This window comes from Acinetobacter sp. S4400-12 (genome assembly GCF_024129495.1).
Classification (GTDB): domain Bacteria; phylum Pseudomonadota; class Gammaproteobacteria; order Pseudomonadales; family Moraxellaceae; genus Acinetobacter; species Acinetobacter lwoffii_C.
This window is the reverse complement of record NZ_JAMXYB010000007.1, coordinates 49,521-63,993: the sequence shown is the minus strand read 5'-3', so window position 1 is coordinate 63,993 and position 14,473 is coordinate 49,521. Positions and strand designations below refer to the sequence as shown.

Annotated in this window: 7 protein-coding genes, 1 tRNA gene and 1 pseudogene; 7 read left to right on the top strand and 2 right to left on the bottom strand. The window is 43.9% G+C overall.

Annotated elements, in window-relative coordinates:
• Positions 1–10: 10 nt before the first annotated feature.
• The 3 genes and pseudogenes from NI461_RS05360 (at position 11) to NI461_RS05350 (ending at position 4,852) form a co-directional block, all read left to right on the top strand.
• Positions 11–87, top strand: a tRNA-Val gene (locus NI461_RS05360).
• Between the two features lie 1,215 nt (positions 88–1,302).
• A complete protein-coding gene (locus tag NI461_RS05355; protein ID WP_174659955.1) occupies positions 1,303–3,540 on the top strand; it encodes an NADP-dependent isocitrate dehydrogenase in 2,238 nt (745 codons plus the stop codon).
• Between the two features lie 269 nt (positions 3,541–3,809).
• Positions 3,810–4,852: pseudogene (locus NI461_RS05350) on the top strand (metallophosphoesterase).
• 47 nt (positions 4,853–4,899) lie between these two features.
• Here NI461_RS05350 and NI461_RS05345 read toward each other — a convergent pair.
• On the bottom strand, positions 4,900–5,322 hold the full coding sequence (locus NI461_RS05345; protein WP_151206108.1) for an OsmC family protein: 423 nt from the start codon (positions 5,320–5,322) through the stop codon (positions 4,900–4,902).
• Between the two features lie 146 nt (positions 5,323–5,468).
• On the opposite strand from NI461_RS05345, the gene crp reads away from it, so the two are divergent.
• The 3 genes from crp to clpB all read left to right on the top strand — a co-directional run bounded on the left by crp (position 5,469) and on the right by clpB (position 10,233).
• Positions 5,469–6,176 (top strand): cAMP-activated global transcriptional regulator CRP, encoded by a 708-nt coding sequence (crp, locus tag NI461_RS05340; RefSeq protein ID WP_151204456.1) that lies wholly within the window; start codon positions 5,469–5,471, stop codon positions 6,174–6,176.
• A gap of 185 nt (positions 6,177–6,361) precedes the next feature.
• Positions 6,362–7,411, top strand: coding sequence for an NADP(H)-dependent aldo-keto reductase (locus tag NI461_RS05335; RefSeq protein ID WP_174659953.1), 1,050 nt, complete (start codon positions 6,362–6,364; stop codon positions 7,409–7,411).
• Between the two features lie 242 nt (positions 7,412–7,653).
• Positions 7,654–10,233: an ATP-dependent chaperone ClpB gene (gene clpB / locus NI461_RS05330; RefSeq protein ID WP_174659952.1), complete on the top strand. Its 2,580-nt coding sequence runs from the start codon at positions 7,654–7,656 to the stop codon at positions 10,231–10,233.
• A 237-nt stretch (positions 10,234–10,470) separates the two neighbouring features.
• Here the strand turns inward: clpB and rlmKL are convergent, their stop codons facing one another.
• Entirely contained in the window at positions 10,471–12,675 is a 2,205-nt protein-coding gene (gene rlmKL / locus NI461_RS05325) for a bifunctional 23S rRNA (guanine(2069)-N(7))-methyltransferase RlmK/23S rRNA (guanine(2445)-N(2))-methyltransferase RlmL (RefSeq protein WP_253150594.1), read from the bottom strand.
• 775 nt (positions 12,676–13,450) lie between these two features.
• Between rlmKL and NI461_RS05320 the strand changes: the two genes are divergently transcribed.
• Positions 13,451–14,467 carry an aspartate carbamoyltransferase catalytic subunit gene (locus tag NI461_RS05320; RefSeq protein WP_151204460.1) on the top strand — a complete coding sequence of 339 codons (1,017 nt, stop codon included), beginning with the start codon at positions 13,451–13,453 and terminating at the stop codon, positions 14,465–14,467.
• The last annotated feature ends 6 nt before the right edge of the window (positions 14,468–14,473 follow it).

The following is a 14,473-nucleotide window of genomic DNA, read 5'->3' as shown; positions in this document are numbered from 1 at the left end:
CGTGGCATATAGGCGTATAGCTCAGTTGGTTAGAGCGCTACGTTGACATCGTAGAGGTCTCCAGTTCGAGTCTGGATATGCCTACCATATTTACTGAGTAATCAGTTGCTTAAAACCCACCTTATCAGGTGGGTTTTTTGTTTTGGGATATCTTTGGAGGAAATTAATAGTTGTCGAGTGTGGACAAACACCCATGTTGAATCCGTTGATTCTCAAATGAAGACTCCTTTATTCAGGATAAAACTTTTAAGTTGAAAGACATAAAATTATTTTCATCATTAAATATGATATGTATTGGTGATTATTATCATTTTTTCTATTGAAGTTTTTGTCCAGCTTTGAAATTCATATTTATTTCCCCGCATTTTATAGAAAGCTAAAAACTAACTCTCTAACCAACCAATAAAACTTATTAAAAAAATATATTATTGATTTTGTTTGGTTTATTTTGAGTTTGCCATATGGTTTTTATAGAGTGAATTTACCAATAAGTAAAAAGTGTAAATATTCCGAATTTCCAACCTTGAAATATTCCTATAAATTTAAGATTTTATTGAGCATTTTAGCTTTAGCTATTTAAGTCAAATTATGAGAAAATAGGCTGAGCAGCAGGGGAAAGACTTCCTGTTTTAGACTTAAAATGTCTAAGATAAGAAACACGAACTCTTATTCTATTGTTGGTTTACGCAATGGGACGATAAGCTGCTATTTCGTACGAAAAGCATATGAACTATACCAGGTTGTGCTGTGTCGTACAGATTTGGAAAAAATCCGATTTTAACGTCAGTGTAAGGGCTTCAGTTTTGCAACTGCTGTTAAGAGCAGCCAGACCATGCAACGCTATCTTTGATCTGATGGTACGGTTCGAGCATTTATCTCAATATGATGAAAGAAATAAGGTGATCCCATCAGATCTATATCCTTATAGGCTGGCTTCATGAGCTAAAGCATCATTTCGTTTATTTATGGTGAAGGTATTCATTTCTCTACTGAGATGTCTATTCAGCCAAGTAAAATAGTTTTAAACCTATATAAGTTTCATGGAAACTTAACCATGTATATCTATAAATAAAGCGTAAATATGCGCAAAGAAGGGATTACATGAGGAAAAAGCTAGAAACGGAATGAAAAAAAGAGTCATTAAGTACTATTTCGTTTCGAAATGTCATCATCACAGGATATTTCGTTGACTGGAATGCAATCAGGCCCGATACTCTCAGGGTTTATTTAAGCAAATCGGTTCGCAGGAACTGGGTCAAAAGCTCGGTTCTTAAAAACTCAATCTAACGCAAGGGGCTATATATGGCTGGTGGAAAGTCAACCATCATTTACACACTGACTGACGAGGCGCCATTGTTGGCGACTTATTCGCTGCTGCCGATCATTGAGACCTTTACGAAGCCGGCTGGTGTTAAAGTTGTTAAAACTGACATCTCTGTGGCTGCACGCGTGCTCGCTGAATTTTCAGACTACCTCAGTGAAGAACAAAAGGTAGCAGACAATCTTGCAGAGCTAGGTCGTCTTACCCAAGATCCAGATACGAATATTATCAAACTTCCGAACATCAGTGCTTCTGTGGCTCAGTTGATGTCTTGTATTAAAGAGCTTCAATCTAAGGGTTATGCAATTCCTGACTATCCGGAAAATCCTGCGACTGAAGAAGAAAAAGCAATCAAGGCGCGTTATAGTAAATGTCTGGGTTCTGCAGTAAACCCTGTATTACGTGAAGGTAACTCTGACCGTCGTGCACCAGCTGCAGTGAAAAACTATGCGAAAAAACACCCGCATTCAATGAATGAATGGAAACAGTGGTCACAAACTCACGTTTCTCACATGGATGAAGGTGATTTCTACCACGGTGAAAAGTCAATGACTCTGGACCGTGCGCGTAATGTGAAAATGGAATTGATCACCAAGTCAGGTGAAACCATTGTTCTGAAGCCAAAAGTTGCGCTGCAAGACGGTGAAATCATCGACTCTATGTTCATGAGCAAAAAAGCGCTTTGCGACTTCTATGAAAAAGAACTAGATGATTGTAAAGAAGCTGGCATTTTGTTCTCTTTACACGTTAAAGCAACCATGATGAAAGTTTCACATCCGATCGTATTCGGTCATTGTGTGAAAATTTACTACAAAGATGCTTTTGAAAAACACGGTAAATTGTTTGATGAGCTGGGTATCAACGTAAACAACGGTATGGCGGGTCTTTACGAGAAGATCGAAACTCTACCGACATCTTTACGTGAAGAAATCATCGAAGATTTACACGCTTGCCAAGAACACCGTCCAGCACTGGCAATGGTTGATTCTGCAAAAGGCATCACCAACTTCCACTCACCAAACGACGTGATTGTAGATGCTTCTATGCCTGCAATGATCCGTGGTGGCGGTAAAATGTGGGGTGCTGACGGCAAGCCTTATGACTGTAAAGCAGTTATGCCGGAATCGACTTTCGCGCGTATTTACCAGGAAATGATCAACTTCTGTAAGTGGAATGGTAACTTCGATCCACGTACGATGGGTACTGTACCTAACGTTGGTCTGATGGCGCAAAAAGCCGAAGAATACGGTTCACACGACAAGACTTTCGAAATTCCTGAAGCGGGTATTGCGAACATCACTGACCTGGAAACAGGTGAAGTGTTAATGTCTCAAAACGTGGAAGAAGGTGATATCTGGCGTATGTGCCAGGTGAAAGACGCACCGATCCGTGACTGGGTAAAACTGGCAGTAACACGTGCACGTAACTCTGGCATGCCTGCAATCTTCTGGCTTGACCCGTACCGCCCACATGAAAATGAACTGATCAAGAAAGTTCAGGAATACCTGAAAGATCACGACACTGAAGGCTTGGACATCCAGATTATGTCTCAGGTTCGTGCGATGCGTTATACACTTGAACGTGTTGCTCGCGGTCTGGATACGATTTCTGTAACCGGTAATATTCTGCGTGACTACCTGACTGATTTGTTCCCGATCATGGAGTTGGGTACTTCAGCGAAAATGTTGTCTATCGTGCCGTTAATGGCAGGTGGCGGCATGTACGAAACAGGTGCGGGTGGTTCTGCACCTAAACACGTACAGCAACTGGTAGAAGAAAACCACTTACGTTGGGATTCTTTGGGCGAGTTCTTGGCGCTGGCTGTTTCTCTTGAAGAAATGGGTATTAAAGAGAACAACCCGCGTGCGAAACTGCTTGCAAAAACGCTAGATGCTGCAACTGGTAAATTGCTGGACAATGACAAGTCTCCATCACGTCGTACTGGCGAGCTGGACAACCGTGGCAGCCACTTCTACCTGGCTAAATTCTGGTCTGAAGAACTTGCTGGGCAAGATGAAGATACAGAATTGAAAGCGAAATTTGCTCCGATTGCTCAAGCTTTAGCTGAAAATGAAGAGAAGATTGTCGCTGAGTTGAACGAAGTTCAAGGTAAGCCTGCAGACATCGGTGGTTACTATGCAGTAGATCCGGCGAAAGTAAATGCCGTGATGCGCCCAAGTGAGACATTGAACCAGATCATTGGATCGCTACAAGCTTAAGTACAAGCTGTGCTGATCTTCGGGTCAGTCAAGTGAGATAAGAACCGGTGCCTAGGCGCCGGTTTTTTTGTTTTTTATTTCTAAATTTTAATAAGATGAGTATTCAAGCTGTTAAGGAATAATTGGAAATTTTCTTTTTCAATACAACATGCTGTCAGCAAAAATCTGCCAAAAATTGATTTTAAAAATATTTTTACTTTGGCCATATTGATTTAAAAAACCTGCATTACACTGAACCTACCTGCTCTCATTTCATTGAGGATATTGTCATGAGTCATGCATTTATACAGCCAACTTTCACAGGCCCAGTTGATATTATAGGGGATATTCATGGAGAGATTGAGGCACTGGATCGTTTGCTACACGTGTTGGGCTATGATGAGGAGGGGAATCAAGCAGAACAGCGCAGGCTGATCTTTGTCGGAGATTTATGTGACCGTGGTCCGGATAGCGTGGCGGTACTCAAACGGGTTAAATGCTTGGTAGAAGCGGGTCGGGCACAATGCGTCTTGGGAAACCATGAAATTAATCTACTCACTGATACGTTTAGAGAGGGGAATGGCTGGTTCTTTGGCTCAGCACATCAGGATGATTTTAAAGCTTTTAATTCAGTTCCAGCATCCGAAGTACATCGAAAATGGATTCTGGACTTTCTAAACAGCCTGCCTCTGGTTTTAGACGCGCCGCATTTAAGAGTGGTACATGCCTGTTGGGATCAACGCTCGGTTGATCAGTTGCGATCATCTTCTTTTTACTCACTGCGTCAGGCTTATGAGTATTTCCTGGAGCAAACTGCGCTTGAGCTACAGGCTCTGGGAATAAGTGAACAGATTCAGGCAGAACAGCAGCAATATCAGGGGCAATTGAAGGACCCCACTGCAAGCATTCCTTTATTAAAATCTCTCGCAGAAAAAGAGTGGCGCGACCAGATGCAGAATCCGATCCGAACCTTGAGTTCAGGTGCGGAAATAATTGCTCAGAAACCGGTTTATGCCGGCGGGCGCTGGCGTATGATCGACCGTCTGGCGTGGTGGGAGAACTATGCAAATAGAGTACCAGTCGTAATCGGGCATTACTGGCGTAACTTTAAAAGTGCTGAAGAAAAGTCTGGCCTGTTTAAAGATATTGATGCGGTGATGTGGTTCGGGCAGCACAGTAATGTATTCTGTGTTGACTACTCAGTTGGTAAGCGTTATCACGACCGACAGCAGCAGGCTGAGTTCAGTCAACATCTGGGCATCTGGGCGCTTTGAGATTGCCGGAACAACGCCTGATCTTTGAAAATGGCAGGCAGTATCAGACGCACAGATAACATAAAAAAGCAGCCTGAAAGACTGCTTTTTTAGTGAAATCAAAAGATTATTCTACTTCAATGATTTCATAATCATGGGTAATTTCGACACCACCGTCAGACAGCATTTTGCTGGCAGAACAATATTTTTCCGCAGACAATTCTACCGCTTTGGCCACTTGCTTGTCTTTAATTCCTTTGCCACTAACCACAAAGTGTAAGTGAATTTTGGTAAATACGGCAGGAATCGTATCAGCACGTTCAGCTTTCAGTTCGCAGCATACATCGCTAATATCCTGACGTGCTTTCTTTAAAATCGTCACAATATCAAAAGAAGCACATCCACCTAAACCGGTTAAAATGAGTTCCATTGGACGCGGGCCACGATTTTCACCGCCGTATTCTGCTGAGCCATCCATGATGATACTATGTCCACTTTGGGTTTTTGCCTCAAAAGCAACATTCTCTAGCCAATGAACACTTGTTTGCATTGCAACTACCTAAAAAAAGCTATAAATTTGTAAAGTAACTGTACACTAACATAAATTGGGTTGATACGGAATTTCATCCCACTGTGTGATACGTTCACATTAGGTCTTGTGCGATCTATAAATTATCCATATTCGGAACCGTAAGCATGACTTCAAACTTTTCACAATTAAGCACAGACGCACTTTCTCCGGGGCAATTACCGGAATCTGTGAAGGCGTTATTAAAACGTGCATATATTAATCGTTATCCGAAACGTACCACGATCGTGGATGCAGGATCAGAATCTAAATCTTTGTATTTAATTCTGAAGGGGTCTGTATCTATCATTCTTCGAGAAGATGATGATCGTGAAATTGTCGTTGCATATTTAAATGCGGGTGATTTTTTTGGGGAAATGGGTTTATTTGAAGCAAATCCACAGCGTACCGCGGAAGTGTGTACTCGTGATGTCTGTGAAATTGCTGAAATTACCTATGACAACTTTCACGAAATTAGCAAGCAATATCCAGACCTGAGTTATGCCGTATTTGCCCAGCTGGTACGCCGTCTGAAAAATACCACACGTAAAGTGACTGATCTGGCATTTATTGATGTGTCTGGCCGTATTGCACGCTGTCTGATTGATCTGTCATCACAGCCTGAAGCAATGATTTTGCCGAATGGCCGTCAGATCCGTATTACCCGTCAGGAAATTGGCCGTATTGTCGGCTGCTCCCGTGAAATGGTCGGTCGTGTCCTGAAAAACCTGGAAGAGCAGGGCATGATTGAAACTGATGGTAAGGCCATTCTGATTTTTGATGCCTCTTTGGAAGAGCCGGAAATCGTGGACACGGACGAGCTTGAAGACGAATAATTCCAAAGACAAAAAAGCAAATCTCCGGATTTGCTTTTTTTTATTCCTTTTAAATGCTGTTTTTCTTTAAAATATAACAATTAAGTACAGAATTTTTGGAAAAGGTGATTTAGTCCTTCTTATAATTGCTATAGGTTAGACCTTACTCATATTAATAAACATTTACTTATTCTTAGGATGCAACTATGCAATTTAGACCCTTGGCCGATACTGGAATTTTATTGCCTGAAATCTGTTTGGGTACTATGACCTTTGGTGAGCAAAATACTCAGGACGAGGCATTTCAACAATTAGACTATGCGCTGGATCAGGGATTGTATTTCTGGGATACCGCTGAAATGTACCCGGTGCCACCAAAGCCAGAAACTCAAGGGGCAACCGAGCAAATCATTGGCAACTGGATTGCCTCACGTGGTGGCCGCGACAAACTGTTTTTAGCCTCGAAAATTGCTGGGCCTTCACAAGGGGGTAGCCATATTCGTGATGGAAAAACCCGTTTTGTGGCGGATGAAATTGCATCAGCTATTGACCAGTCACTGGCTCGTTTGCAAACCAATTATATTGACCTGTACCAGCTGCACTGGCCGCAACGTCCAACCAATTTCTTTGGCAAGCTCGGCTATGGCAATGCAGAAGCAGTTGATGATCGTGCAATCACGGAGCTGGCAGAAACCCTGAGCGCTTTGCAAGCAGAGATTCAAAAAGGCCGGATCCGTTATATTGGCCTGTCTAATGAAACTCCTTGGGGAACGATGAAATTTTTACATCTGGCAGAAAAGCTCGGCTTAAGTAAATTTGTCAGCGTACAAAATCCTTATAACCTGCTGAACCGTACCTATGAAATTGGCATGTCAGAAATTGCCAAATACGAAGGTGTCGGTTTATTGGCATATTCTCCGCTTGCTTTTGGTTATTTGACCGGTAAATTCCGTAACGGTGCACGTCCAGCTCATGCACGTGTTACTTTATTCTCACGCTTTAGCCGTTATAGTAATCCACAGAGTGAGTGGGCGACCGAGCAATATGCGCAGCTGGCAGAACAGCATGGCCTGACTTTGACTCAGCTGGCACTTGCATTTATCAAGCAGCAGTTCTTTGTGACCAGTACCATTATTGGTGCGACCAATCTGGATCAGCTAAAAGAAAACATTCAGGCTTTTGAAATTGAACTGTCCGAAGAGGTGTTGCAAGGCATTGATGCCATTCATCGTCAGCAGCCAAACCCTGCACCTTAAAACTCCTATTTTTAAATACCCTCATCATGAGGGTATTTTTTATCTGCTTCTAACTGCCATTGCATAGAAATTATTTTAATTCATACTCTTGAAATCAAATGTTGCTATACCGATATTAATACTAAGATCTATCCACTTTAATATTTTAAGTTTTTGAAAAATATACGAAAAAATATTTGAAATTCTATGCTGAGCACCCATATACCAATCAAGTGAAAAAATTGTTGTGAGGAATAACAAGAATGCGTTTTGAGAAATTTACCAATCGCCTGCAGCAAACCCTCTCCGATGCACAGTCTCTGGCAATGAGCAAAGATCATGCTTCTATTGACGGGATTCATATCTTGGCCGCCTTGATGGAAGAAGCATCGAATGCCAGTCTGCTACAACAGGCGGGGGCGAACCTGCCTGAATTGAAAAGCAAAATACAGACAGCCTTGAATGATACAGCCAAGCTTGGCAACCCTTCTGCTGATATTAATATCAGTCAGGAAGCAGCCAGAATGCTGCATCTGGCCGACAGTTTTGCCCAAAAAGCCGGTGATGAGTTTCTCTCAACCGACTGGGTATTATTGGCACTGGCAGAAACAGGTACAACCAAAACTCTATTAAACAGTGCTGGGGTGAAGAAAGACACTTTACAGCAGCTTATTAATCAAATTCGAGGCGATGAAAAAGTCATGAGCAATAATCATGAAGATCAACGGGACTCATTAAATAAATATACGATTGATTTAACTGAACGTGCTTTGGCAGGCAAGCTGGATCCTGTCATTGGCCGTGATGATGAAATTCGTCGTACCATTCAGGTCTTGTCACGCCGTACCAAAAACAACCCGGTACTGATCGGTGAGCCGGGCGTGGGTAAGACTGCGATTGTTGAAGGTCTGGCGCAGCGTATTATTCACGGTGAAGTTCCAGAGGGTCTGAAAGGTAAGCGTGTATTATCTTTAGACTTGGGGTCTTTGCTGGCAGGTGCCAAATATCGAGGTGAATTTGAGGAGCGTCTAAAAGCGGTTCTGAAAGATCTTGCCAAACATGAAGGCGAAATCATCCTGTTTATTGATGAGCTGCACACCCTGGTAGGTGCCGGTAAGGGTGATGGTGCAATGGATGCGGGGAATATGCTGAAACCTGCGCTGGCACGTGGTGAGCTGCGCTGCGTGGGGGCAACCACTCTGGATGAGTACCGTCAGTATATTGAGAAAGACGCTGCCCTGGAGCGCCGTTTCCAGAAAGTGCTGGTCGATGAACCTAGTGTGGAAGATACCATTGCAATTCTGCGTGGTCTGAAAGACCGTTATGCCACACACCACGGGGTACAGATTTTAGACTCGGCGATTATTGCTGCAGCGAAAATGTCACATCGCTATATTACGGATCGTCAGTTACCGGATAAAGCCATTGACCTGATTGATGAAGCGGCATCACGGATTAAAATGGAGCTGGACTCTAAACCTGAAGCGCTGGATAAGCTTGAACGCCGTTTGATTCAGCTGAAAATGCAGCTTGAGGCTGTGAAAAAAGATGAGGATAGTGGCGCGAAAGCCGAGATCCAGCATCTGACCCAACAGATTGAAACGGTCGAGAAAGAATATAGCGAACTTGAAGAGGTCTGGCGTGCAGACAAGGCGCTGGTGGCCGGAAATAAAGACATTCAGGTCAAACTGGATCAGGCGCGTATTGCCCTTGATAAGGCTCAGCGTGAAGGTGATCTGGCAGAAGCAGCACGTTATCAATATGGTGTTATTCCAGAGTTGCAAAAACAGCTGGAGCGTATCGAAGCTGCTGAAGAGAGTGAAGCACCGAAACTGCTGCGTGACAAAGTGACTGATAATGAAATTGCCGAAGTGGTCAGTGCAGCGACCGGTATTCCGGTGGCAAAAATGCTGCAAGGTGAACGCGACAAGTTGCTGCATATGGAAGAATTCCTGCACAACCGTGTGGTCGGACAGGACGAAGCTGTGATTGCTGTGTCTAATGCAGTCCGCCGTTCACGTGCTGGTCTGTCTGATCCGAACCGTCCGAGTGGTTCATTCCTGTTCCTTGGACCAACGGGTGTCGGTAAAACTGAGCTGACCAAAGCGCTGGCCAACTTCCTGTTTGACAGTGACGATGCCATGATCCGGATTGATATGTCCGAATTTATGGAAAAACACTCGGTCAGCCGTTTGGTCGGTGCGCCTCCGGGCTATGTGGGTTATGAAGAAGGTGGAGTATTGACTGAAGCCGTACGCCGTAAACCATATAGCGTGGTGCTGTTCGATGAGGTCGAAAAAGCACATCCGGATGTATTTAACATTCTGCTACAGGTACTGGATGATGGCCGTTTGACTGACTCTCAAGGCCGTGTAGTAGATTTTAAAAATACCGTGATTGTGATGACTTCAAACCTGGGTTCACAGGATGTTCGTGAGCTGGGTGAAGGAGCAACCCGTGATGAAGTTCGTAACGTAGTCATGAATGCAGTATCGGAGCATTTCCGTCCGGAATTTATCAACCGTATTGATGAGTTGGTGGTCTTCCACTCGCTGGAAAAAGACCAGATTCGCGGTATTGCCGATATCCAGTTGAACCGCTTGCGTCAGCGTCTGGCAGAACGCGATATGCGTTTGTCGGTCGATGACAGTGCTTTCGATCAGCTGATCGAGGCTGGCTTCGATCCATTGTATGGTGCGCGTCCATTGAAACGTGCCATTCAGCAACGTATTGAAAATAGTCTGGCACAAAGTATTCTTGCGGGGGAATTTAACCCGGGTGATACCATTGTCGTTCGGGCTGAAGGCAATGAGTTGATCTTTGAGAAAATGAAATTGAGCTAAGTTCATTTCCCTTAACATAAAAAACCCCAGCCTAGGCTGGGGTTTTTTATGTTGTACGAAAATATCGAGTGCTTGATAAATTATACCGCAGGAAGTGCAAGAAGCTGATTTAGAACAATCAGTACAATATGCCTGTCATGATGTGAAACCGTAACATTCATACCCCGGCGGGCACACTAATGTCGTTTTTAACTTCAGCATGCCTCTTATGCAAAAAACAGTTCATTCACTCTGAAATTACATTTGTGGATGAGTAATTTTCCAGGCACGGTGAATTTTCTGGTTACGCTTGAAATCAGGACCAATAGTTTCATGGGTAATTTCTTCCACATCAAACAGACCTTCAATCATCTCATCCATTTCAAAGCCGCGATAGTTATTGGAGAAATACAGGGTTCCATCAGTGGTCAAACGGTTCATGGCACGCTTGATCAATGAAGTATGGTCACGCTGCACATCGAAAGTCCCGTAGAATTTCTTTGAGTTGGAGAAAGTTGGCGGATCGATAAAGATCAGTTCATATTGCTCATGACCTTCTTTTAACCATTCAAAACAGTCAGAAGCAAAGAACTGATGCTGCTGGTCAGCATGATCTACGGTGAGGCCATTCAGTACGAAATTTTCCTTTGACCAGTTCAGGTAAGTATTAGATAAATCCACACTGGTGGTACTGGCTGCACCGCCCAAAGCCGCATGTAAGCTCGCCGTAGAGGTATAGCTGTACAGGTTCAGGAAATGCTTGCCTTTGGCTTCTTTGGCAATACGTAAACGTATTTGGCGGTGATCCAGGAACAGGCCAGTATCCAGATAATCCGTCAGGTTAACCAGAATTTTGGCCTGACCTTCCTGTACGATAAAGCGTTTCGATGCCGTACTTTGCTTGGTGTACTGGTTTTTACCTTCCTGACGGGCACGGGTCTTGATAAAGATTGCATCACGGTTCAGACCGGTGACAGCACGAATCGCCTGTAAAGCCAGATTGAAACGTTTTTTCGCTTTTTCAGGATCAATTTTTTTCGGTGGTGCATATTCCTGAACGTGTAAGCGCTCGCCATACAGGTCTACCGCCACATTAAAATCTGGCAGGTCGGCATCGTATAGGCGCAAACAGTGGACATTTTCTTTAACCGCCCATTTTTTCAGGGTTTGCATGTTTTTGGTCAGACGGTTGGCAAACTCCATAGCACCTTCGATCGGCTCAAACTGTTGTGGCTGCCAGCCTTCTAAAAATGGACGCGCTACTGTGGCTGGTTTGACTGTACCGAAACGGATATAAATGGGTAATTTACCATTCATCAAACGCAGGATTTGCGGCTCATTAAAGGCCAGTACGTCGGCCTGTTCGACTTGTGCTGCAATGACTGCGGCTTTCTGATTCGGGAAGTTTTTCTGTAACAGGTTGGATAAACCCAGATACAAGGCACGGTTCGAGGCCTTATCACCCAGACGCTCACCATAAGGAGGGTTGGTTACGAAGAAAACTTTCTTGCCTTCTGCCTGGAAATCTGGCCAGTCTGACAGGGTGCGCTCTTCAATGAGAATCCGATCCAGTAAGCCTTCAAAGCCCGCAGCAATAATATTCTGGCGAGTGGCTTTAATGGCTTCCCAGTCTGCATCAAAGGCATAAAATTTTGGTAGCGGATTTTCGAGTGCAGTTTGATGGCGCTCGGCAGCTTCGGCCTTAATGGCCATCCACAGCTCATGGTCATGACCACTCCAGCCATTGAAGCCGAAACGGCGGACCAGACCAGGCGCACGGTCGGTGAGGATCATCAAGGATTCAATAATAAAAGTACCTGAACCACACATCGGATCGACGATAAGGTCTGGATTGAGCGCTTTTAAGCCGCCTTTTTGCAGAATCGCAGCCGCCAGGTTTTCCTTGATCGGGGCATCCGTCATGAAACGGCGGTAACCGCGTTTATGTAAAGAGTCGCCAGACAGATCCAGGCAATAAGTATGTTCTTTTTTGCCCGCCAGAATATACATGGTGATTTCTGGGGCTTTGGTATCAATACTTGGGCGCTTGCCGACCGCTTCCATAAAGGAATCAACCACACCATCTTTGGCGCGCAAAGTGGCGAACTGGGTATTGACCTTGATGTCACGCTCTACATGCAGACGGATAGCAAAGGTACTTTGTGGGGCAAAAATCAGTGACCAGTCAAAACTGATGGCGCCCTCATACAGCTCTTCAGCAACATCACGAGCATCATGTGAAAATTCAATTTCATGGGTGTGAATTGGCATCAGGACACGTGAAGCCAGACGTGACCACATGCAAATACGATACGCATTTTCCAGATTGCCTTTAAAAGTAAGACGTCCTGGAAAACGTTCAATATTCTGAACACCTAAGCCTTGTAATTCTTCTTCTAAGAGGGTTTCGAGTCCATCGGCACAGGTAACCCAATAGGTGCTTAAACGTGAAGAGGTATTCATAAAATAGAGAGACCAAAATAAACAATAAAAAACTCTAGCAAGTTTAACGTATTTTCTGTCTTAAAGCTTTTTAAATTCTGAAAAAGCCGGGTGACTGTTGTTAGAAAAAAGCCGCTCTTCACGGCTTAACTGATGCATGGCTATACATGTTGTCCTGCTTTAACCTGATCAAGCGGTCAAGTAAAGCAGGTGCGGGCAGTTGTTATTGTGCTTGTTTCAATCAATCAGGAGAAGAGATAACTTGAATAATGTAAAAATAAAATCTTTTCAATTTCTGGTTTATAGCTGTTTAAGATGGGTGTCGGGTGAGGGGAATCATGGAGCTGGCCTGAAATCGCCGCTAGGTACAGGATTAATCGGCTTGCACAGCATAGACAGCAGAGCCGGAATGACCGCATCTGCTTGAGTGGTTACAAGCTATTCAGGATGGATCGCCAGTATCGAGTTAACAATTGAAACAATCGGCCCAGAAGAACTGAAAACTGAAAAATCAAATCAGGATAATATCTCTCGTGTTCAGCTTTTTTCTCATGATATGAGGGCATGGTACTGAAAAGAAATGAGGGCGGATGCCCGAGGCTAAAATATTTATTTTTTGTATACAAAGACATTCATATAAAAAGCTGATTGAGATGAGCTTATTGAAAAAATATAGAGGAATTTCAATTTCTATTCTTATTATCAAGATGGTTTTTGTACAACTAAACCGGCATCTAACTATAAAGATTCGCCAGTTTCTGTATAATACGTTGACTTAACGTATAAGGAATCTCTCATGCACTTGGCGGCATTGCATACACCGAGCCAGATTCAACTCAATAAAGCAGGAAATCTCAAACATTTCCTGACCATCGAAGGTCTTTCCAAAGAAACTCTTACAAAAATATTGGACACTGCGTTGTCCTTTTTTAATGACCAAAATCAGCTAATCACCAACAATTTGCTTGAAGGCAAGACGGTGATGAACCTTTTCTTTGAGAATTCTACGCGTACGCGTACGACCTTTGAGGCGGCAGCCAAGCGTCTGTCGGCTAACGTGCTCAATATCGACATTGCGCGTTCCAGTACATCTAAGGGTGAAACCTTGCGTGATACTTTGTGGAACCTTGAAGCGATGGCAACGGATATTTTCGTGGTGCGTCATTCTTCTTCAGGTGCAGCACATTTTATTGCCAAAGATGTGTGTCCAAATGTCGCGATTATCAATGCCGGAGATGGTCGTCATGCCCATCCGACGCAGGCCATGCTGGATATGCTGACTATTCGCCGCGAGACCAACAAAAAATTTGAAGATATGTCGATTGCGATTATTGGCGATATTAAACACTCACGGGTAGCCCGTTCAGATGTGGCTGCATTACAAACGCTGGGTTGTAAAGATATTCGCGTAATTGCACCGAATACCTTGCTGCCTTATGGTTTCGAAGATTATGGTGAAGGTGTTTGCCTGTTCAATAAGATGGAAGCCGGCATCAAAGACTGTGACGTGATTATTACCTTGCGCATTCAGAATGAGCGGATTGATTCACCGGCTCTGTCTTCTCAGGCTGAATTCTACAAAATGTACGGTCTGAACAAAGAGCGTTTAGCCCTGGCCAAGCCGGACTGTATCGTCATGCATCCAGGGCCGATGAACCGTGGTGTGGAAATTGACTCCAGTATTGCAGACGGTCCGCAATCCGTGATTTTAAATCAGGTCACCAACGGGATTGCCGTGCGTATGGCGGTATTAGCGCTGGCGATGCAAGGCCAGTTGCAGGAGCAGGGTTTGATTGAAGCGCTTGCGGTATAAGGAATA